Annotated in this window: 16 protein-coding genes; 4 read left to right on the top strand and 12 right to left on the bottom strand. The window is 74.5% G+C overall.

Annotated elements, in window-relative coordinates; all coding sequences use genetic code 11:
* Nucleotides 1-15: 15 nt before the first annotated feature.
* The 11 genes from purE to BMY88_RS06635 form a co-directional block, all read right to left on the bottom strand.
* The gene (purE, locus tag BMY88_RS06685; RefSeq protein ID WP_428978309.1) at nt 16-522 is read right to left on the bottom strand and encodes a 5-(carboxyamino)imidazole ribonucleotide mutase; all 507 of its coding nucleotides are present in this window, start codon (nt 520-522) and stop codon (nt 16-18) included.
* The gene (locus BMY88_RS06680; RefSeq protein ID WP_211435524.1) at nt 523-1,752 is read right to left on the bottom strand and encodes a 5-(carboxyamino)imidazole ribonucleotide synthase; all 1,230 of its coding nucleotides are present in this window, start codon (nt 1,750-1,752) and stop codon (nt 523-525) included.
* A 13-nt stretch (nt 1,753-1,765) separates the two neighbouring features.
* The gene (locus BMY88_RS06675) at nt 1,766-2,467 is read right to left on the bottom strand and encodes an SGNH/GDSL hydrolase family protein (protein ID WP_170860982.1); all 702 of its coding nucleotides are present in this window, start codon (nt 2,465-2,467) and stop codon (nt 1,766-1,768) included.
* A 141-nt stretch (nt 2,468-2,608) separates the two neighbouring features.
* The gene (locus tag BMY88_RS06670; RefSeq protein ID WP_091941392.1) at nt 2,609-3,925 is read right to left on the bottom strand and encodes an acyltransferase family protein; all 1,317 of its coding nucleotides are present in this window, start codon (nt 3,923-3,925) and stop codon (nt 2,609-2,611) included.
* A gap of 226 nt (nt 3,926-4,151) precedes the next feature.
* The gene (locus tag BMY88_RS06665) at nt 4,152-5,795 is read right to left on the bottom strand and encodes a hypothetical protein (protein ID WP_091941390.1); all 1,644 of its coding nucleotides are present in this window, start codon (nt 5,793-5,795) and stop codon (nt 4,152-4,154) included.
* A 65-nt stretch (nt 5,796-5,860) separates the two neighbouring features.
* The gene (locus BMY88_RS06660) at nt 5,861-8,203 is read right to left on the bottom strand and encodes an LGFP repeat-containing protein (RefSeq protein WP_091941389.1); all 2,343 of its coding nucleotides are present in this window, start codon (nt 8,201-8,203) and stop codon (nt 5,861-5,863) included.
* Entirely contained in the window at nt 8,203-8,757 is a 555-nt protein-coding gene (locus tag BMY88_RS06655) for a hypothetical protein (RefSeq protein WP_091941387.1), read from the bottom strand. Before BMY88_RS06655 ends, BMY88_RS06660 begins: the two co-directional genes overlap by 1 nt.
* A gap of 197 nt (nt 8,758-8,954) precedes the next feature.
* Entirely contained in the window at nt 8,955-11,915 is a 2,961-nt protein-coding gene (locus tag BMY88_RS06650; RefSeq protein ID WP_091941385.1) for an AAA family ATPase, read from the bottom strand.
* Nucleotides 11,912-13,063, bottom strand: a complete 1,152-nt coding sequence (locus BMY88_RS06645) for an exonuclease SbcCD subunit D (RefSeq protein ID WP_091941383.1) — start codon at nt 13,061-13,063, stop codon at nt 11,912-11,914. The genes BMY88_RS06650 and BMY88_RS06645 overlap by 4 nt, the downstream gene beginning before the upstream one ends.
* Nucleotides 13,064-13,145: 82 nt before the next feature.
* A complete protein-coding gene (locus tag BMY88_RS06640) occupies nt 13,146-13,700 on the bottom strand; it encodes a PH domain-containing protein (protein WP_091941381.1) in 555 nt (184 codons plus the stop codon).
* 93 nt (nt 13,701-13,793) lie between these two features.
* Nucleotides 13,794-14,666, bottom strand: a complete 873-nt coding sequence (locus BMY88_RS06635) for a biotin--[acetyl-CoA-carboxylase] ligase (protein ID WP_091941379.1) — start codon at nt 14,664-14,666, stop codon at nt 13,794-13,796.
* A gap of 80 nt (nt 14,667-14,746) precedes the next feature.
* Here BMY88_RS06635 and BMY88_RS06630 point away from each other — a divergent pair, with 80 nt between their 5' ends.
* The 4 genes from BMY88_RS06630 to BMY88_RS06615 all read left to right on the top strand — a co-directional run bounded on the left by BMY88_RS06630 (nt 14,747) and on the right by BMY88_RS06615 (nt 19,074).
* Complete coding sequence (locus tag BMY88_RS06630; RefSeq protein ID WP_091941377.1) at nt 14,747-16,372, top strand: acyl-CoA carboxylase subunit beta; 1,626 nt, start codon at nt 14,747-14,749, stop codon at nt 16,370-16,372.
* Nucleotides 16,369-16,599: an acyl-CoA carboxylase epsilon subunit gene (locus tag BMY88_RS06625; protein WP_091941375.1), complete on the top strand. Its 231-nt coding sequence runs from the start codon at nt 16,369-16,371 to the stop codon at nt 16,597-16,599. Before BMY88_RS06630 ends, BMY88_RS06625 begins: the two co-directional genes overlap by 4 nt.
* On the top strand, nt 16,596-17,213 hold the full coding sequence (locus BMY88_RS06620; RefSeq protein WP_091941373.1) for a Maf family protein: 618 nt from the start codon (nt 16,596-16,598) through the stop codon (nt 17,211-17,213). Before BMY88_RS06625 ends, BMY88_RS06620 begins: the two co-directional genes overlap by 4 nt.
* Nucleotides 17,214-17,301: 88 nt before the next feature.
* Nucleotides 17,302-19,074: an acetyl/propionyl/methylcrotonyl-CoA carboxylase subunit alpha gene (locus BMY88_RS06615; protein ID WP_091941371.1), complete on the top strand. Its 1,773-nt coding sequence runs from the start codon at nt 17,302-17,304 to the stop codon at nt 19,072-19,074.
* Between the two features lie 89 nt (nt 19,075-19,163).
* On the opposite strand, the gene BMY88_RS06610 is transcribed toward BMY88_RS06615, so the two are convergent.
* Nucleotides 19,164-21,458, bottom strand: a complete 2,295-nt coding sequence (locus BMY88_RS06610) for a reprolysin-like metallopeptidase (RefSeq protein ID WP_139220414.1) — start codon at nt 21,456-21,458, stop codon at nt 19,164-19,166.
* Between the last annotated feature and the right edge of the window lie 87 nt (nt 21,459-21,545).

Below are 21,545 nucleotides of genomic sequence, written 5' to 3'. Positions count from 1 at the left end.
TAGTCCGGCGGCGCCTCAGTCCCCGGCGCCCAGTCGCTCCTGCAGCGCCGCGTCGCGGGCGAGCACCTGCTCGGCGAGGTCGGCCTGGAAGCGCTCGACCGCCGCCCGCAGGGCGTCGTCCCCGGCTGCCAGGATCCGGACGGCGAGCAGGCCGGCGTTGCGCCCGCCCCCGATGGAGACGGTGGCCACCGGGACCCCGGCGGGCATCTGCACGATCGAGAGCAGGCTGTCCAGCCCGTCGAGCCGGTCCAGCGGCCGCGGGACGCCGATCACCGGCAGCGGGGTGGCGGCGGCGATCATGCCCGGCAGGTGGGCCGCTCCCCCGGCGCCGGCGATGACGACGCGCAGCCCCCGGCCGGCCGCGGACTCGGCGTAGTCCAGCATCCGCCGCGGGGTGCGGTGGGCGGAGACCACGTGCACCTCGCAGGGGACGCCGAACTCGGCCAGTGCCGCGGCGGCGGGCTGCATCATCGGCCAGTCGGAGTCGCTGCCCATCACGATGCCGGCGCGGGGATCTGCCACTCAGTGCTCCTCGGGAAAGGCGAAGGCGGCGTCGACGACGCCGTCGGCCAGGTAGCGGGCGGCGGCGACGGCCCGGGCACGCACCTCGTCGAGGTCGTCGCCGAGCGCCGTCACGTGACCGAGCTTGCGGCCGCGGCGCTGTCCCTTGCCGTACCAGTGCAGCTTCACGTCGGGCCAGTGCGCCATCAGGTGGTGCAACCGCTCGTCGAGCGACGGCCCCATCCAGTCCTCGGTGGCGGCGTCGCCACCGAGGACGTTGGCCATGACGACGACCGGCGCGGTCATCGCCGTCGACCCCAGCGGGTAGTCCAGGACGGCGCGCAGGTGCTGCTCGAACTGGCTGGTGCGCGCGCCCTCGATCGTCCAGTGACCCGAGTTGTGCGGCCGCATGGCCAGCTCGTTGACCACCACGCCGTCGGCGGTCTGGAAGAGCTCGACCGCGAGCAGGCCCACCACGCCCAGCCGCTGCGCGATCCGGATGGCCAGCTCCTGCGCGGCGGTGGCCGTCGCGTCGTCGAGGCCGGGGGCGGGCGCGAGGACCTCGGTGTTGATCCCGTCGCGCTGCACCGTCTCGACCACCGGCCACACGGCCACCTGGCCGAACGGCGACCGGGCGACCTGGACGGCGAGCTCGCGGACCATGGGGACGCGCTCCTCGGCGAGCAGCCGGCCGTGCTCGGCGAGCAGCGCCAGCGCCTCGGGGAGGTCGTCGACCACGAACACGCCGCGCCCGTCGTAGCCGCCGCGCGGGGGCTTGAGCACGATCGGCCAGCCGGTGGCACCGGCGAAGTCGGCGATCCCGGTGTCGGTGGTCACCTCGGCCCAGGCCGGCTGGGGCTCCCCCGCCCGGGCGAGCGCGTGGCGCAGGACGAGCTTGTCCTGGGCGTGCACCAGGGCGGCGGGGTCGGGCGCGACGCGGACGCCGTCGGCCTCGAGCGCCGCCAGGTGCTCGGTCGGCACGTGCTCGTGGTCGAAGGTCAGCACGGTCGCGCCGTCGGCCACCTCGCGCAGCGCGGCCAGGTCGCGGTGGTCACCGAGCCGGACGTCGGCGGCCACCAGGGCGGCCGACTCGCCGGGATCGGTGGCCAGCACGCGCAGCGACTGGCCGAGGGCGATCGCGGCCTGGTGCGTCATCCGTGCGAGCTGCCCCCCGCCGATCATCGCGACGACGGGCAGGCCGGTTCGGGCGTCCAGCGGAGCGCCGCCGGACCGGTCGTGAGGAGGCAGCATGGTGCCGCCGAGGCTAGCGGGGCGGTTCCGCTCGGACCTGCAGCAGGGCGGCCCGGAGCCGCGTCCCCACCTCGGCGGCGACCCGTGGGGTGGGGTGGACGCCGTCGAGCGTGGACCCCGCCCGGTATCTGCCGCCGACCGTGACCGGCTCCCACGGATCGGCGAACGCCCACCCCTGCTCTGCCGCGAGGCCGGCCAGCGAGCGGTTCAGCGCCAGCGCGCCCGCGGGATCGACGTCGTTCGGCGGAACGGCGGACAGCAGCACGACGGGCGTTCCGGCCCGGGCTGCGATGACGATCAGGTCGTCCCGCGTCTGCGCCCACGGCCGGCCCTGCAGCATGTCGTTGGTGCCGGCCATGACGACGAGCACGTCGGCGTCCGCGGGGGTGACACCGGCGCGCATCTGCGCCGCGTTCGCCCCGTCGGTGGCCCAACCGCCCCGGAACTCCACCCCGGGCCCCAGGGCCGCCGGGACCCAGGAGAACTCGCCGTCGGCCTCGGGGCCGCGGATGGGCGCTCCGCCCGCCGTCAGGGAATCGCCCACCACCACGAAGCTGCGCCCGGCCGGTACCGCGGGCGCCGCCGGCACCGCGGTCACGGCCTGCGCGAGGGTCCCGGCGGGCGACTGCGTGGCGGCGTCCCCCCACTGCCCCCGGGTGGCGAGGCCCTCGGCGACCGGCGCGCTCTGGCACCCACCGAGGACCAGGCCGGCCACCAGGAGGAGCGTGGCGAGGGGGGCACGGCGGGGACGCAACGGCACGGCGCGGGTGTCCCGGCGGCCCACCCTCCCGGCCACCGAGGGCACCCCTGGCCGCGAGTCACGCGGTCGGGCGGACGTCACCGGCGCGAACAGGGCTCAGACCTTGATCGACGGGGGAAGCATCCGGCGCATGCCCTTGCGCATCGGCTCCTCGACGAATCGGTAGAGGGCCCACCCGGCGGCGACCGAGCACACGAGCACGCCCGCGATGAGCACCTGGCGCCAGGTCGACATCGGCGCGTCGGCGAAGGCGGTCTGGTCGATGACGAACAGCATGATGTCCAGGAACAGCCAGTGGACCAGGTAGAAGGCGAAGGAGACCTTCCCGCCCCACACCAGCAGCCGGGTGGACAGCGTGCGTGACACCGGACCGCGGCTGAGCGCCAGGGAGCCGATCAGCAGCGCGAAGAGCGGGATGACGACGACCGACTCCGTGGAGCCCCACAGCGAGTGGCCGTTGACGTTCCACTCCTGGCCGAAGCGCGGCCGCCAGACGGGGTCGAAGCGCTGGAGGAAGTAGATCGTCCCGACGATCGCGACCAGGATCACGCCGGGGCTCAGCAGCAGCGGGACCCGCCGGCCGGCACGGGCCAGCCGCTGCACGACCAGGGCCACGAAGGCGCCGGCGAAGAACTCGGAGAGCACGCGCAGCGGGACGATGCCCGAGGCCACCTGGTCGCCCTGCCAGGTGAGGTCCGACCCGTCCTCCATGGAGAGCCCGACGAGGACCATGGGGACGAGCGAGGCGACCGCCAGGAGCACGAGGGCGCGGGTGCGCAGCACGCCGGCCGCTCGGGCCAGCCCCAGCGCGACCACCCCGAAGGCCAGGTAGGCCATCCACTCCGCGCTGATCGACCAGTCGATCGGGTTCCAGTCGTGGTGCTCGGTGCCCCAGGCCTGCAGCAGCAGGACGTGCATCAGGAACCGGCGGACGTCCAGCGACGCGGCGTAGGCGCCGTCGGCGGTGATCCACGTCTGGATGAGGCGGTAGAGGCCGTAGACGATGAGCATCGCGACGGTCACGGGCCAGACCCGCGACAGCCGGAGCCAGAGGAAGCCGCCGACCTTGCGCGGGCCCCACCCGTCGACCATCCGGTCCAGGTGGGTGAGGGTCAGGATGAAGCCGCTGAGCACGAAGAACAGGTCCACGCCCAGGTGGCCGACGTTGAACAGCGGGGTCAGGACCCAGCTGCTCGGGAACGTCTCCAGCAGGTAGGGCCGGAGGTGGAACATCGCCACCCACAGCGCCGCCACCGCCCGGATGCCCGTCAGCTGCGGGATCACGCGCGGCAGGCCCCGGACGGCGCCCGCGGTCGCACCGACGCCCGCCCCGGCACCCTCCGCCACGGTCGCGACCGGCGCGGGGGCCGGGTGGCGGACGAGGGTGGCCGGAAGGCCGTCGGTCAGCACCATGGAGTGGTCACTTCCGTCTGGAGGGGAGAGCTGTCCGGACCGCGCGAGCGACGGACAGGGCCGCTCAGCACACGTCGCGGCCCTCGCTGTACGTACGGCTGAGATTACAGCGAGGCACGGGCGTGGTGGACCGATCCGACACACCTGGTCGCCGCACGAACACCATGAGTCACAGCGTTCTCAGCCCCGTCGGCGCGTCGTCCCGACCGCCGCCGGCGCGCCGCGGTCAGACCGGTTCGAGGACCGCCTCGGCGGGTGCCCGGTCGATGCGGCGGGCGGCCAGCCGGCGGTCGGCCAGACGGACCAGCGCGGCCGCGAGCAGGAAGTTCCCGGCCACGAACACCGGCAGGTAGTACATGAAGTAGTAGGCCGGTGCGGTGAGGAACACGATGCCGGCGTGAGCCAGCAGGGTCAGGGCCAGGAAGGACCACGTGAAGCGCCGCCGGACGAGGCCGGCGCCCGCCAGGACCAGGAGCCCGACCACGGTGGGCAGCATCGTCCACAGCCACGGCCGTGCGGCGGTGCCCGTGCCGTCGGGGTGCATGCCCAGGAGGAAGCGCATGACCTCGTGCCGCACGGGGTCGGAGAGGGGTTCGGCGCCGATGTTCTCCCGCTCGAACGTCGTCAGCATCTCGTTGCCGGGGGCGTCGAAGAACAGCAGGCCCGTCGGGACGTAGGGCCGGTCGTCGTCCAGGTTGTTGGTCGCGACGAACGTGCGCCAGCGCGCCTCGAGGAACGAGTCCGGGTTGTGCAGGATCAGGCTGATGGCGCCCTCGTAGAACTCGTCCAGGTGGTCGAGGTAGTCCGGGCGCAGCGCCCCCGGGGCCCAGTAGCCGGGGATGTCGGAGTAGTCCGAGAAGTGACGCAGGTGGTCGACGTCCAGCACGGTGTCGATGAGGGCCAGGTCCTCCTCGACGTTCGCGCCGTCGAGGTCCGGGTCGGCGACCATCACCGACAGCGGGTTGTAGAAGGCGGTGAGCTGGTACTCCGGCCGCGAGGTCGCCGACGTGAGCCCGTACAGGCCGGCGACGAGCGCCAGGCCCGCGACGGCGGCGAGGACGGCGCGCCCGTTGCGCTGCCACACCTCGCGCAGGATCCCCAGGCGGACCGCGGCGACCGGCAGGAACACCAGGTAGAGGACCCCCTCGGTCCGCCAGAAGGCCGCGATACCGACCAGGGCGCTGACGGCCACGAACTCGCGGTACCGGTTGCCGCGCAGGTCCGGCGCCAGGAGCACCAGCAGCAGCTTCCCGACCAGGAGGAGCTGCAGCAGGCTGTACGTGGTCATCCGCAGGGGGTGGAAGACCTCGAAGAGCACCGGGATGAACAGGAACGGCACGACGACCAGCCACGCGAGTCGCCGCTCGGCGAGCAGGGCGCGCACGCCGGAGGCGAGGTAGCCGACCACCGCCGCGGCCAGCAGCATCTGCACCACCACGATCCCGACGCCGGTGGGGATCAGGTACAGGCAGAAGGTGTGCAGGACGACCGTGAGGTAGTGCTGCCAGTAGTACGGCGCATAGGTCTGCGCCGCGTGCAGGACGTGGAACTCGTCGTAGGTCCAGTGCCCCGGGTAGACCAGCAGGAGGAGCACCGCGAGGACCGCGAGGTAGCCGGCCGCGACGGTGGCACCGAACACGGTCCGGTCGTCCCGCCGGCGCAGCCGCCGGACGAGGTCGATGCACAGCGCGAGCAGCACGAAGAGCACGGCCCCGAACGCCGCCTTGAGCGCCGTCGAGCGGATCCCCGCGTCCTCCGCCGCCGCGTCCAGCTCGAAGGCCACCGGCTCGGTGAACGGCAGGACGAGGAACAGGTACGCGACCGTGACGGCGGCGCTCACGAGCCACTTGTTCGCGATGAGCTTGTGCATGTCTCCCACTCAGGGTGCCGGGGCGACCGGCCGCTCGGGGTGGCCGTGCCACCCCACGGCCGTCCTCAACTCGTCGCGACCGTGCAGGGCCCGCCGGCGGGGCAGCTGATCGTCCCGCGCTGGAATGCCATGGACGTCGTCCCGCCGACGGTAGTCGCCTCGGCGGTCGGGTAGCCCAGCCGTCCCGTGGGCCCGTCGGCGTCGCGGTAGGCCGCGTCGAGCGGCCCGACGGGTGCGAACGTGCCCGCGGCACTGACGTAGACGCTCCCCGCCTGGAAGCGCTGCGACCAGCCACCGGGCAGCGTCCGCTCCCAGCCGGCCGGGAAGCCGAGCGGGCCGGTCGGGCCGCCCAGCTGCTGGTAGCGGGCGTTGATGCCGTTGATCGTGGCGTAGGCCCCCGCCGCGCTGACGTAGAGGACGCCGTTCTGGAACTGCTGCGACCAGCCGCCCGGCACCGTGCGCTCCGGCCCCGTGGGGAACCCGAGCGCGCCGGTGGGCCCGCCCATCGCCTGGTACGTCGAGTCGATCCCGTTGATGGTCGCCCAGGACCCGCCCGGGCCCAGGTACAGGACGCCGTTCCTGAACTGCTGCGACCAGCCCCCGGCCACGGCGCGCTCGGTCGCGACCGGGAAGCCCAGCGCACTGTTCGGGCCGCCGATCTGCCGGTAGGCCGCATCGAGCGCGTTGTACGTCGGGACCGGCCCGGCCGCGCTCAGCCACAGCGAGCCCCGCTCGAAGCGCTGCCCCCAGCCGCCGGCCACGCCCTGCTCGCCCCCGGCGGGGAAGCCCAGCGGACCACCCGGCCCGCCGAGTCGCAGGTACTCGGCATTGACGGCGTTGACGGTGGCGAAGGCGCCCGCGGCACTGACGTAGACCGAGCCGACGCCGAACTCCTGCGTCCATCCGCCCGCGATCCCGCGCTCGGCGGCCCGGGGGAAGCCCATGACACGGGGGCCGCCCAGCGACTGGTACGCGGCGTTGATGGCGTTGAGCGTGACGAAGGTGCCGTCGGCGTTGACGTAGACGGACCCTCGCTGGAAGTTCTGCCCCCAGCCGCCGGTGAAGGTCAGCTCGGGCCCCACCGGGAAGCCGAGCGCACCGGTGGCGGCACCCATCTGCTGGTAGCGCGTGTTGATGCCGTTGATGGTGGCGAAGGACCCGGCGTCGCTCACGTAGACGGAACCGCGTTCGAACTGCTGGGACCACCCGCCGGACAGGGACAGCTCCGCGCCGACCGGAAAGCCGAGCAGGCCGTCGCGCCCGCCCAGCTGCTGGTAGCGGGCGTTGATCGCGTTCAGGGTGGCGAAGGACCCGGCGCCGCTGACGTAGACGACGCCGCGCTCGAACTGCTGCGACCAGCCGCCCGCAACGGTGAGCTCCGGGCCCACCGGGAAGCCGAGGGCGCCGTCACGGGCGCCCATCTCCCAGAACTTCGCGTTGATGCCGCCGAAGGTGGCGTAGGTGCCCGCGCCGCTGGCCCAGATCGATCCCCGCTGGAAGTGCTGGACCCAGCCGCCGTTGATGACCAGCTCGTTGCCGACCGGCGTGCCGAGGCGCGCCATGCCGTCGTTGCCGCGGTACCAGTCGCCGATCGCGCCGCCCACCGTGAACTGGGTGGAGCCGAACCAGTCGGTGAAGTAGCTGAAGAAGTTGCGGTTGCCGTAGGAGGAGCAGGTGTTGCCCGTGCCGTAGCCGGCGTCGAGCGCCGCCTGGTTCGGGCGGTAGGGCGTGTAGATGTAGAGGTTCGCCGTCGCCTGGTTCTCGATGTAGACCTGCGTCGAGCCGCAGCCCGCATTGGGGTGCCACTGGATCGTGTTGGTCACGCCGGCGCGGTAGCTGTAGTTGCGCGGCAGCGTCGCGTACCGGCGGAACTGCCAGGCCGCCTTGTAGACCTGGTTGAAGAACCCGTAGTACTGGGCGTCGCAGGGCGCGGTGTCGGGGCAGCCGTAGCCCATGGCGATCCGGTACTTGCTCGCGGAGGGGCTCGTGGCGGTGATGAGCCCCTGCTCCTTCTGCAGGGTCACGAGCAGGACCTGGGGATTGATGCCGCAGGCCTGCGCGACCTTCCAGATGATGTCGGCCGCCCGCTCGTTCGCCGCCCCGGTGTAGGGCGCGCAGTTGGTCTCGGTCCGGTTGTACGTGCTCTCCCGGAAGTTCTTGATGCAGAGATCGCCGGCCGTGCAGCCGCCGCCCTTCTGCACCAGGAACGCCTGGACGGCGTCCGCGGACATCGTGCTGGTGTTGAAGTACACGGCGTCGGAGACGATGTTGCCGGGGCGGAAGGCGCCGAGGTCCGCGGCCTGCGCCGGGGCCCGCCCGGCGTCGATCGTGGTGATCCCCGCGACGCAGGCGACCGAGCAGACCAGGACGACCAGCAGCCGCGAGAGGACACGCAGGCGGGCGCCCATCAGGGCACCACGACCGTGACGTCGGCGCTGATCTCGTCGCCGTCGGGCGACCGGTAGACGACCTCGCCGGACCAGGTGCCCGGGGTCATCGCCGCCAGGGTGAGCTCACCGCAGGTGGTGGTCCGGGCGTCGGGCTCGGCGTCCACGCTGGCCTGCCGCGTCGACGTCCCGTCGCTGAGCTCCAGCAGGCACTCCCCGCCGATCTCGAGCACGCCGGCCACGTAGGCGCCGACGTTGACCGCGTCGGTGGTCGGGTCGAACTCGCGGTAGGTGACGACGACGGCGGCGTCGGGGGTCTCCTCGTCGTCGAACGCGGGCGACTCGGCGGCGGGGTCGGTCGTGGCGGACGTCGTCGACGACGACGCGCTCCCGCTCGACGGCGTGGCGGCAGGGTCCGACGCCTCCGGACTCGTGGTCGTCGGCGTCCCGCTCGACGAGGACGTGCCGGCCGGCTTCGTGTCGTCGTCCCACGGCGCGGTGACGGCGACGGCCGCAGCCGCGACCACCACCACGACGCCCAGTCCGACGAGGACGCGACGAGAGCCGATGTTCATGTGCGGATGACCTCTGCTTCTACGCTCGTGCGACGCGGGGCAGGCGCCCCGGCGACTCTCGTGAACGAGAGCAAGGAGCGACTCTTCGAGCACACTCCGTGAGATCAGCGTAGGAGCTGCGGCCCTGGATCCGGTGCGGCGACACGCGTGACGACCGGTCCGTCACGCAGGGTCCCGAACCCTCGCGATCGGCGAGTTCAGCCGGCCAGGCGGGAACCCGAGCGGCCGGCCAGCACCTCGAGCTTCGTGGGGATGCGGGTGCGCAGCTCCTCCACGTGGCTGATCACGCCGACCGTGCGTCCGCCACGACGCAGGTCGTCCAGCACGTCCATCACCGCGTCGAGCGCGCCCGCGTCCAGGGTGCCGAACCCCTCGTCGACGAAGAGGGTGTCGATCTGCACCCCGCCGCTCTCCGCGGTGACGACGTCGGCGAGCCCCAGGGCCAGCGCCAGCGACGCCATGAAGCTCTCTCCCCCGGAGAGGGTCTTGGTCGGGCGCAGCGTGCCGGTGTACTCGTCGAACACCTCGAGCCCCAGGCCGCCGCGGGCGCCGTGCCGGCCCTGCGCGTCGCTGTGCCGGAACGTGTAGCGGCTGCCCGACATCTCCAGCAGCCGGCGGCTGGCGACCTCGGCGACCTGCTCGAGCCGGGCCGCCAGCACGAACGACTGCAGCCGCATCCGCAGCGTGTTGGCTCCTCGGCCGTTGACCAGGTCGGCGAGGCCGGCGACCTGGGCCGCTGCGTTCCGGCGCTCGTGCAGCCGCACCTCGGCGGCGACGACGTCGCCGGCGAGCGCGTCGAGGTCGGCACTGCGGCGGCGGGCGCGGTCGCGCGCGGCGACCGTCTCCTCGCGGGCGGCCGTGGTGTCGGCGCAGTGGGCCTCGGCGGCCGCGAGATCGGGCGCGGGGGCCAGTTGCGCCAGCTCGGGGTCGGCGAGGGCGTGCTGCACCGCGTCCCGGGCGCGCTCGTGCGCGGTGACGCGCTCCTCGAGCGTGGCCAGCTCGGTCCGCTCCAGCAGGGCGCCGGCCGCCTCCGCGACGTCGGCGAAACCGGCCGCGACCGCACGCTCGCCGGCGGCCCGCCGGGCGGTGTCCGCGCCCACCCGCGCCCGACGCTCGGCCGCCTCCGCATCCAGCGCGGCCTCGCAGCGCTCCGCGGCGGTGGTGAGCCGCCGGGCGCGGCGCTCGAGGTCGCGGTCCTCCCCGCGGACCGCGTCCACCCGGGCCGTGAGCGCCGCCAGCTCGGCCGCACCCGCGGCCCGCCGGGCGCTGCAGCTGCCCAGCTCCTCGCGGTCGGCGACCAGGCGCGCGCCGAGGTCGTCGCGCTCCTCGGTGAGAGCGGCCAGGCGGCTGCGGGAGCCGGGGAGCCCGGCGGCGGTGGCGGCCACCTCGGCCAGGGCGAGGTCGGCCGCCACCGCGGCGGCCTCCAGGTCGACGAGCGGGCGCCCACCCGCGCGGGCGCGCAGGACGGCCAGCTCGCGGTCCATGTCCTCCGCGGCGGTGGCGGCCGTGCCGGCGGCGATCTCGGCCGCGTCGGCCCGCTCCCGCGCGCGGTCCTCGTCGTCGGCGGAGACCGGCGGGCCGGCGGGCACCGCCGGTCGGGGGTGCTCGAGCGCGCCGCAGACCGGGCAGTCGACGCCGTCGAGCAGGCCCCCCGCCAGCTCGGCAGCCATGCCGTCGAGCCGGCGCGTGCGCAGGTCCACCAGCTCCTCGCGAGCGGTCAGCCAGGCCTCGCGGGCGGCACCGGCGCCCGCGCGCGCCCGGGCCAGCCGGACGGCCAGCCCCTCGGCGTCCCGCCCGGCGGCCAGCGCGGCACGCGCCGCCCCGGCCTCGCCGGTGCGGGCCGGCAGCGCACCGGCCGCTGCGGTCGCGGTGTCCACGAGCGCCTGCGCGGCCGCGATCGCCTCCGGCAGGGCGGCGAGGGCCTGATCGGCGGCGGCGCAGCGGTCCGCGAGCCGGGCCTCCTCGGCCGCCGAGCGGGTCACCCGGCGGGCCAGGTCGGTCGCGCGCTCGGCCTCCGGGAGCAGCGCACGCGCCTCGGCCGCGTCGTCGCGCAGCCGGCGGGCGAGGTCGAGGGCGGGCTCGCGCTCCTCACCGGTGGCTTTCCACGCCCGGCGCGCGGCGGTGAGCTCCGCCGCGGTGCGCTCGGCTTCCAGGGCCGCCCGGCCGGCGGACTCGAGCGTCTCCCGGAGCGCCTCGGCGCGCCGCCCGGCGTCGAGCCGGGTGCGCACGGGAACCAGGGAGGGCTCGGCCGCGTCCAGCCGGGCCAGCTCCTCCCGCGCGCGGTCGCGCCGGGCGTGCCGGTCCGCGAGCAGCCGGGCGACCGCGAGGGCCTCCCCCGACGCGGTGGCGGCGGCGGCCGCGGTGGTGGCCGCCGCTCCGGCCTCCGTCAGGTCGGCGGCGGCACGCCTGCGCAGCCGCGTGACCCAGGCGTCGACCGGACCGCCCGGGTCGGCCCCGACCAGTTCGGGGGCGAGTTCCTCCGGCACGTCGGCGTCCGCGGTCTGGGCCACGCGCGCCAGGAGGGTGGACAGCCGCAGACGCTCGCCGCGCAGCGCCTCCTCGGCGGCCCGGCGCTCGCCGGCCAGCCAGTCCTCGACCCGGGCGAAGCGCTCGACGTCGAACAGCGTGCGCAGCAGCTCGGCCCGGTGGTCGGGCTCGGCGCGCAGGAACCGGGCGAAATCGCCCTGGGGCAGCAGGACGACCTGGCAGAACTGGTGGACGTCGAGCCCGAGCCGGGTGCGCAGGTACTCGGCGCCCTCGTCGATGCGGGTGCTGACCGCCTCCCACCCCTCGGGTCCGAGCCGCTGCACGAGCAGCCGCGCCGGCTCGGCGGTCGTCCCGGTCCCCCGCTTCTTCGGCCGGAGCTGCTCCGGCCGACGGGTGACCAGCAGCCGCTCCCCGCCGAGCGTGAGCTCGCAGGTGACCTCGGTGCGGGTGGCGGGCTCGGCGTGGTCGCTGCGGAGGCGCTTCTCCTCACCGCGCGCACCGGGGACGGTGCCGTAGAGCGCGTAGACGACCGCGTCCAGCAGCGTGGTCTTCCCGGAGCCGGTGGGCCCCCAGAGCAGGAACAGCCCGTCGCGGGCCACCTCGTCGAGGTCGACGACCTCCGCGCCGGGGAAGGGACCGAACGCCGTCAGCGACAGCCGGTGCAACCTCACCCGGCGACCTCCTCGCGGGCGGCCGCCCCGAGCGCCCGGGCCAGCAGGTCCCGCTCGGCCGCGCTCGCGGCCACCCCGCCGCGCACGTGCGTCACGAATTCCCCGACGACCTCGAGGTCGCCCCGGCCGGCCAGCCGCTCGGTGTAGCTGCGGCCGTCGACGGTTCGGCCGCTGCCGGTCCACTCCAGGTGGGCGCAGTACGGGAACCGCGCCTGCAGCCGGCGCATCGGGTCGACGGGGCGCACCGGATCGGTGAGCCGCGCGGAGACGAACGCCTCCTCGGCGCCGGCGTGGGCCGAGTCGCCCAGCAGCTCGTCGAGGGTGCCGGTGAGGACCACCAGCGGCCGCGGCACCGGCAGCGGGACGGCGCGGACCTCGGCCAGCCCCGAGGCGTCGAGGTCGACCAGCCACACCTGCTTCTGCTGGCCCGCCTCACCGAAGGAGTACGCCAGCGGCGAGCCGCTGTAGCGCACCCGGTCGGTCAGCGTCTGCGGTCGGTGGAGGTGACCCAGCGCCACGTAGTCGACGCCGTCGAACACCGGGACCGGCACCCGGTCGACGCCGCCCACGCTGATGTCCCGCTCGCTCTCGCTCGGCAGCCCGCCGCCGACGAAGGCGTGCGCCAGCACCACCGACCGGGCGCCCGGCCGGAGGAACAGGTCGGCGCGGACCCGCTCCATCGCCGCGGTCAGCACCGCCTCGTGGGAGCGCCCTCCGGAGACGCCGAGCTCGTCACGGGTGAGCTCCGGCTCCAGGTAGGGCAGGCCGTAGACGGCCACCTCCCCGTGCTCGTCGGCGAGCAGGACCGGCTCGTCGAGCCCGGCCGTGGCGGCCCGCACGTGCACGCCCGACACCGCGAGCAGGCCGGCGGCGAAACCGAGGCGGCGGGCCGAGTCGTGGTTGCCGGGGGTGAGGACGACGGTGGCGCCGGCCGCGCGCAGGGAGGTCAGCACCCGATCGAGCACGGCGGTCGCGTCGGCCGACGGCACGGCGCGGTCGTAGACGTCACCGGCGACGACCACGACGTCGACGCCCTCGTCGGCCACGATCGTGGCCAGTCCGCGCAGCACGGCCTCCTGCTCGCGCAGTAGCTCGGCACCGTGCAGGGACCTGCCCACGTGCCAGTCCGAGGTGTGCAGCAGCCGCATGGACCGGGACGGTAGGTCGGGGCACCGACAGATCCGGCCAGGCTCGCCGTGACCGATCGGTCACGCGGGCTCCGGCGCCGCGTCAGGAGCGGGGCGCCCCCTGGCCCTCGCCGCGCAGATAGCCGGCGTTCTCCCGGCCGCGCCGGTCGGCGTCCTCCTCGATCATGTGGTTGATCAGCTGCTGGATGCCGTCGCTGTCGGGGATCTGCTTGAGCACGGTGGCGCCGCTGTCCCCGGCGGACTCGATGGTGATGGTCCCCGACTGGATGACCCGCTCCCAGACGCTCTGGCTGTAGGAGACGTCGGTGATCCGCGACAGGCCGATGTCGCGGCCCTTGCGGGCGAGGATCCCCTCGCGGAACAGCAGGCGGTGCGTCGTGATCACGTAGTGCGTGGTGCGCCAGCGCACCAGCGGCACCAGCACGAGCGCGATCAGCAGGAGCACCGCCGCGCCGAGGATCAGCAGCCGGAAGAGCCCGGCGTTGTCGGATCCGGAGTCCACGAGCGCCGCGCCGAAGGACGCCCCGCCGACGACGAGGAGGAAGAACACCACCGGCCAGAAGACGGTCAGCCAGTGCGGGTGCAGGTGGCGCACGACCTGTTCGTCGGAGCCCAGCAGCTTGTCGGGGTAGCCCATGGCGCACAGGGTGACGCAGTACAGCCGTCCAGGGAACGTCCGCGGCGCCCGTCCGACCGTGTCCGCCCCACCGGTACCAGCGGTTTCTCCGGGTCAGCCCCCGGGCGCGCTCCCGCCACGCACGTGCCGGACGTCGCCGCTGGCCAGTTCCACCGTGCCCCCCGGCGTGCGGACGACGAGCCGTCCGTCCCAGTCCACCGCCTCGGCGACGCCCTCGAGCAGCCCGCCGTCGGGGAGGGTGACGGCGACCGTCGTGCCGACCGTGGCGCACCAGGCGAGGTAGTCGTGCGCCAGGCCGCTCTGCACCGGGTCGCCGAGCGTGGCGGTCCACCCGAGGTAGCGGCGCTCGAGGGCGCGCAGGAACTCCAGCAGCACCGGCGCGCGGTCGACCGTGCGCCCGACCTCCATGGCCAGCGACGACGCGCCCTCCGGCAGCTCGTCGGGGCGGGTGGAGACGTTGAGCCCGACCCCGACGACGACGGCTCCGGGCCCGTCGGGCGCCGGCACGGCCTCGGCGAGGATGCCGGCGAGCTTGCTGCCGTCGGCGGCGAGCAGGTCGTTGGGCCACTTGAGCGCCGTCCGGCAGCCCGGGACGGCGGCGACCGCCTCGGCCAGCGCGACGCCGGTCAGCAGGGGCAGCCAGCCGCGGCGCGCGGCGGGGACGTCGGGGCGCAGCAGCACGGAGACGGTCAGCCCCGCGCGCGGCGGGGACGTCCACACCCGGTCGAGCCGGCCGCGACCGGCGTCCTGGTGCTCGGCGACGACGACCGTGCCCTCCGGGGCGCCGTCCGCGGCCCGGGCGACCAGGGCGGCGTTGGTCGAGCCGATCCGCTCGACCACCTCCACCGCCCGCCACAGGCGGCCGTCGCGGGCCAGGGCGGCGGTCAGCGCGGCCCCGTCCAGGGCAGGTCGTTCGAGGTCCGACCAGCGCTCGTCGGACGGGGACGGCGAGGGCTCGTCGGGCACCCCTCTACGCTACGGCCGCGAGCCCGGCCCTCGGCGAGGAGCCGGCCGGTCTGATCACCGAGCGGAGCGAGGCAGGGTCTGTGAGCGCGGCTGAACTGGAGAGCGCGGGCGACGGCGTCCCCGGCGACATCGACATCCACACCACCGCCGGCAAGCTGGCGGACTTCGAGCGGCGGGTCCAGGAGGCCACCCACGCCGGCTCGGAACGCGCGGTGGAGAAGCAGCACGCCGCGGGGAAGATGACCGCCCGCGAGCGCATCGAGGCGCTGCTGGACCCGGGGTCGTTCACGGAGCTGGACGAGTTCGCCCGGCACCGGTCGACCAACTTCGGCATGGACGCCAAGCGGCCCTTCGGCGACGGCGTGGTCACCGGCTACGGCACGGTCGACGGCCGACCGGTGTGCGTCTTCTCCCAGGACGTCACGGTCTTCGGCGGCAGCCTGGGCGAGGTGTACGGCGAGAAGATCGTGAAGGTCCTCGACCTGGCCATCCGCACCGGCTGCCCGGTCATCGGCATCAACGAGGGCGGCGGCGCGCGGATCCAGGAGGGCGTGGTCTCCCTCGGCCTCTACGGCGAGATCTTCCTGCGCAACGTGCACGCCTCCGGCGTGATCCCGCAGATCTCGCTGGTCATGGGCGCCGCGGCCGGCGGGCACGTCTACTCCCCCGCGCTCACCGACTTCATCGTGATGGTCGACAAGACCAGCCAGATGTTCATCACGGGGCCCGACGTCGTGAAGACCGTGACCGGCGAGGAGGTCACGCTCGAGGAGCTCGGCGGCGCGCGCACGCACAACACCAAGTCCGGCGTCGCGCACTACATGGCCGAGGACGAGAACGACGCCCTGGACTACGTCAAGGCGCTGCTGTCCTACCTGCCGAGCAACAACCTCGACCCGCTGCCGACCGTCGAGGTCGGGCCGGTCGACGCCAGCCCCGAGGGCGTCACCGAGGACGACCGGGAGCTCGACGGCTTCATCCCGGACTCGGCGAACACCCCCTACGACATGCACACCGTCCTGGAGCACGTGCTCGACGACGGCGAGTTCCTCGAGGTGCAGCCCCTGTTCGCGCCGAACATCATCGTCGGCTTCGGTCGCGTCGAGGGCCGCCCGGTCGGCGTCGTGGCCAACCAGCCCACCCAGTTCGCGGGCACCCTCGACATCGACGCCAGCGAGAAGGCCGCCCGGTTCGTGCGCACCTGCGACGCGTTCAACGTGCCGGTGCTGACCTTCGTCGACGTCCCCGGGTTCCTGCCCGGCACCTCCCAGGAGTGGGAGGGCATCATCCGCCGCGGCGCGAAGCTGATCTACGCCTACGCGGAGGCGACGGTCCCGAAGATCACCGTGATCACCCGCAAGGCCTACGGCGGCGCGTACGACGTCATGGGGTCCAAGCACCTCGGCGCCGACCTGAACCTGGCCTGGCCCACCGCGCAGATCGCGGTCATGGGCGCCCAGGGCGCGGTCAATATCCTGTACCGGCGCGAGCTCTCCGACGCCGCGGAGCCCGACGCGCGCCGCGCGGAGCTGATCACCGAGTACGAGGACGCGCTGCTCTCGCCGTACGTGGCGGCCGACCGCGGGTACGTCGACCAGGTGATCCGCCCCTCGGAGACCCGCATCGAGATCACCAAGGCGCTGCGGCTGCTGGCCAACAAGCGCCAGACCCTGCCGCCGAAGAAGCACGGGAACATCCCGCTGTGACCGAGGAGACGACCGAGCAGCCGCAGCGCCCCCTGCTGCGGGTCGTCCGGGGCGAGCCCAGCGCGGAGGAGCTCGCCGCCCTGGCCGTCGTCGTCGCGGCCCTGTCGCAGCGCCGCAGCCGGCGCCGGCCCGTGCCGGTGGGCGCCTGGGGCTCCCCGGTGCACGGCCACCGGCGGCCCCTCCTGACCGGTCCCGGCGGATGGCTGTCCGCGGGGCGGCCCGGATGACCGCGGCCACCGCACTCCGCCGGCTGGTGCTCGCCTCGGCCTCGCCGGCCCGGCTGTCGCTGCTGCGCCAGGCGGGACTGGCCCCCGTGGTGGTGGTCAGCGACGTCGACGAGACGGCGGTGACCGCCCACCGGGTCGCCGAGCGGGTCGCGCTGCTGGCCGCCGCGAAGGCCGCCGCCGTCGCGGAGAAGGAGACCGAAGCGCTGGTCATCGGCGCCGACTCGCTGCTGGAGTACCGCGGGCAGGCGATGGGCAAGCCCGCGGACGTGCACGAGGCGCGCGACCGTTGGCAGCACATCGGCGGCCGATCCGGCGTGCTGCACACCGGGCAGGCCCTGTTCGACGTGCAGGACGGCGCCGTGGTCGGCCGGGACGTGGCGGTCGTGTCGACGACGGTGCACTTCGCCCGGCCGAGCGCCGCGGAGCTGGAGGCCTACCTGGCCACCGGCGAGCCGCTCGCCGTGGCCGGCGCCTTCACCCTCGACGGGCTGGGGGCGTCGTTCGTCCGGCGGATCGACGGCGACGCCGCGGCCGTCGTCGGGCTGTCCCTGGCGGTGCTGCGCACGCAACTGGCGAGCCGCGGCGTGGCCGTCACCGACCTCTGGCGCCGCTGAGGCGCCGCTCCCCCGAGCTGCCACCGGCCGGCTCGGGAGCGTTTGGGTACTGTCCCGCCGGCTGTAAGAACCTCGAGGGAGAACGACGGTGCAGAAGGTCCTGATCGCCAATCGCGGGGAGATCGCGGTCCGCGTGGCCCGCGCCTGCAAGGACGCCGGGCTCACCAGCGTCGCCGTGTACGCCGAGCCCGACCGGGACGCCCTGCACGTGCGCAGCGCCGACGAGGCGTTCGCCCTCGGGGGCACGACGCCCGGCGACTCCTACCTGGTGATCGACAAGATCCTCGACGCGGCCAAGCAGTCCGGCGCCGACGCGATCCACCCCGGCTACGGCTTCCTCTCCGAGAACGCCGACTTCGCCCGGGCCGTCCTCGACGCCGGGCTGACCTGGATCGGCCCCTCCCCCGAGGCGATCATCGCCCTCGGCGACAAGGTGCAGGCCCGGCACATCGCGATGAAGGCCGGCGCCCCCCTCGTCCCGGGCACCAAGGACCCGGTCGGCGGCGCCGACGAGATCATCGCGTTCGCCGAGGAGCACGGGCTTCCCGTGGCGATCAAGGCCGCGTTCGGCGGCGGCGGGCGCGGGCTGAAGGTCGCCCGCACGAAGGAGGAGATCCCCGAGCTGTTCGACTCCGCCGTCCGCGAGGCCGTCTCGGCCTTCGGCCGCGGCGAGTGCTTCGTCGAGCGGTTCCTGGACAAGCCCCGCCACGTCGAGGCGCAGGTGCTGGCCGACACCCACGGCAACGTCATCGTCGTCGGCACCCGCGACTGCTCCCTGCAGCGGCGCAACCAGAAGCTCGTCGAGGAGGCGCCCGCGCCGTTCCTCACCGACGACCAGCGCGAGCGCATCCACTCCTCGGCGAAGGCCATCTGCAAGGAGGCCGGCTACCACGGCGCCGGCACGGTGGAGTACCTCGTCGGCGTCGACGGCTCGATCTCCTTCCTCGAGGTCAACACCCGCCTGCAGGTCGAGCACCCGGTCAGCGAGGAGACCAGCGGCATCGACCTGGTCCGCGAGCAGTTCCGGATCGCCGAGGGCCTGGCCCTGGACATCACCGAGGACCCGACCCCGCGCGGGCACAGCATCGAGTTCCGGATCAACGCCGAGGACGCCGGCCGCAACTTCATGCCCGCCCCCGGCCCGGTCACCCGGCTGGAGATCCCGCAGGGTCCGGGCGTCCGGTGGGACTCCGGTGTCGAGACCGGCGGCGAGGTCGCCGGCGCCTTCGACTCGATGCTGGCCAAGCTCATCGTCACCGGCGCCACCCGCGAGCAGGCGCTGCAGCGCGCCGCCCGCGCCCTGGACGAGCTGATCGTCGAGGGCATGCCGACCGTCATCCCGTTCCACCGCGCCGTCGTCCGCGACGAGGCCTTCACCAGCGAGCCGTTCACGGTGCACACCCGCTGGATCGAGACCGAGTGGGACAACCAGGTGCCGGCCTACTCGGCCGCCCCTGCCGAGGGCGAGGAGCCGCAGGAGCGGCAGACCGTCGTCGTCGAGGTCGGCGGGCGCCGGCTCGAGGTCTCCCTCCCCGCCGGCCTCGCGGCCGGGGGCGGTGGGGTGGGCGGGAGCGGTGGCGCCGCGGGCGGCGCCAAGCCGCGCAAGCGTGGCGGCGGGCACGGTGGCACCGCCGCCTCCGGCGACTCCCTCACCTCCCCGATGCAGGGCACGATCGTGAAGGTCGCGGTGGAGGACGGCGCGACCGTCGAGGCCGGCGACCTGGTCGTCGTCCTCGAGGCGATGAAGATGGAGCAGCCCATCACCGCGCACAAGGCCGGCACCGTCACCGGCCTGTCCGCCGAGGTCGGCGCGACCGTCACCAGCGGCGCCGTCATCTGCACGATCGCCGACGCCGAGTAGTCCCACGCGCGACGCACGAGGCCCGCTTCCGGATCTCCGGGAGCGGGCCCTCGTCGTCAGACCGTCACGCAGGCCTCCGGCGCCCCGGCTCAGCCGGAGAGGAACGTCCGGGCGCCACGCGCCACCGTCCACTCGATCGACCCGCCCTGGAACCGCTGCTGGCAGCCGTGCCAGCAGGACTCACCGCTCACCGGGTAGCCGAGCCGGCCGTGCTCCCACCCCTGCCCGGCCCACGCGTCCCGGATGGCGCCCCAGACCGGCACGGCGCCCGTTGCCGGCGACCAGTAGACCGACCCGCCCTGGAACGCCTGGAAGCACCCCCCGTCACGCAGCCCGCAGATCTCCTCGGTCAGCGGGTAGCCGAGTCGGCCGGCCTCCCAGCCGTAGCCACTCCAGGTGTCCCGGATCGCGCCCCACGCCACGCGCGCCCCCGACGCCGGAGACCAGTAGACCGACCCACCCTGGAAGTGCTGGAAGCAGCCGCCGTCGCGCAGCCCGCACGTGGTGTCGCCGACCGGGAAGCCGAGCCGACCCCACTCCCAGCCCTGCGCCGCCCACCGACCGCGCACCAGGCCCACCACGAAGTGCGCCCCCGTCGCCGGCGACCAGTACACGACCCCCGACCGGAACTCCTGAAGGCAGCCGCCGTCGCGGATACCGCACACCGGGTCGGCCGTCGGGTAGCCCAGCAGCCCGTTCTCCCAGCCCGTCGCCGCCCAGCGGTCGCGGATCACCCCGGCCACCACCCGTGCGCCCGTGGCCGGGGAGAAGAACACCGACCCACCCTGGAAGTGCTGGAAGCAGCCCCCGTCGCGCAGCCCGCACGTGGTGTCGCCGACCGGGAACCCCAGCCCGCCCCACTCCCAGCCCTGCGCCGCCCAGCGCTGCCACACCAGGCCCACCACGAAGTGCGCCCCCGTCGCCGGCGACCAGTACACGACCCCCGACCGGAACTCCTGGAAGCAGCCGCCGTCGCGGATGCCGCACTGCTCGGCCCGCAACGGCGGGCCGAGCAGGCCCGCGTTCCCACCGGTCCGCTGGTGGACCAGCGCGATCTCGGACGGCGGCTCCACCCGGACGGTGGCCCCACCGGCGCCGATGCTCTCCACCGTCACGCGATAGGTGCCTCCGATCAGCACCCCGGTGCCCGGGGGGACGGCCTGCTCAAGGTCACCGCCCCAGCCGGAGGCGCGTGACGGGGACCCGTCCAGGAGCACCGAGGAGTCGCTGCCCGCGGTCGACCTGCGGACCAGTACGCCCGGCTGGAGGCCGAACTGGTTCTGGGCCGTGGCCAGCCACGCGTCACGTCCGCCGGCCGGCCGGTACTCCACCCAGTAGTCGCGGCCGTCGGGCATCGCGAGGCGCACGGCGCGGGTGCCCGTGCCGCCGGACACCGCCGAGAGCACGACCGTCCCGCCCGTGGTCGGGCCCACGCTCCGCACCGACGAGGACGGGAGGAGGCCGAGGTTCGCCGCCTGCGTGACGTTGAGCGAGCCGACCTGGGTCCACGAGGCGCCCATGACGTCGTAGAGGTCGTAGTAGGGGCGGACCTGGCAGCTCGCGTCCGCCGACTCGGTCACCGCGTCGCACTGGCGGAGCGAGGAGTGCCCCAGGCCCAGGTTGTGCCCGAGTTCGTGGGCGATGACCGACGTCGCCGTGTCCCGCACGTACGCCAGCCCGCCCTCGCCCAGCGCCCGGCCGACGGTGCCGACGCCGTAGGAGCAGTTGGGGCTGTTCCGCGGGACGTAGACCAGCAGGTGCTCGGCGGGGGCGCCGGTCCAGCCCACCGTGCTGGCGGCGGTGGCAGCGTCCTCCCACAGGCCCCAGGGGTCGCGGCACGTGGCGTCGCTGACCACCCACGAGGCCACGGTGCCGGCGACGGCGAACCGCACCGCGCCGGCGCTCTGCGTGAGCCAGAAGTCCGCGACCGGACCGTCGACCGCGGCCACGACCTGGGCCAGGGTGGTCGGGTCGGCGGCGCGCTGGGCGGCGGCGTCGGCCGGCTGCACCATGACGACGGTGACGGGGTGGTCGGCCGGGTCCGCAGCAGGCGCGGGCACGGTGGCCTCCGGCGGCGCGACGACCTCGGCGGCCAGCACCTCGTAGGCAGGCTCCAGCCCCTGCTCTGTGGCCTCGTCGACCACCGCGTCGCCCAGGGCCACCTCGACCGTGGCCCCCGCCTCGGTCGCGCCCAGGTCCTCGGTCGGCACGCGCACGGCCTCCCCCGGTGCGGTCCGGATCCAGCTCAGCAGCCCGGCGTCCTCCTCGGCCGGCGGCACGGGTTCTTCGGCGTCCGGTCCGGCGTCGGCGTAGCCCTGCACGAGCTCCCCGACGACGGTGTCACCGGTGGCCGGCGTCTCCTCCTCCGCGCGTGCGGGTGGCACGGCGAGAAGCGCGAGCGCGACGGCGGGCACCACGAGGAGGGACAACCGCGTGGACCGCGGACGAGCACTGTGCACGGACGACTCCAC

It is taken from the genome of Trujillonella endophytica, assembly GCF_900110555.1.
Taxonomy (GTDB): domain Bacteria; phylum Actinomycetota; class Actinomycetes; order Mycobacteriales; family Geodermatophilaceae; genus Trujillonella; species Trujillonella endophytica.
The sequence above is the reverse complement of the archived record's forward strand: the minus strand, read 5'-3'. Positions and strand labels throughout refer to the sequence as shown.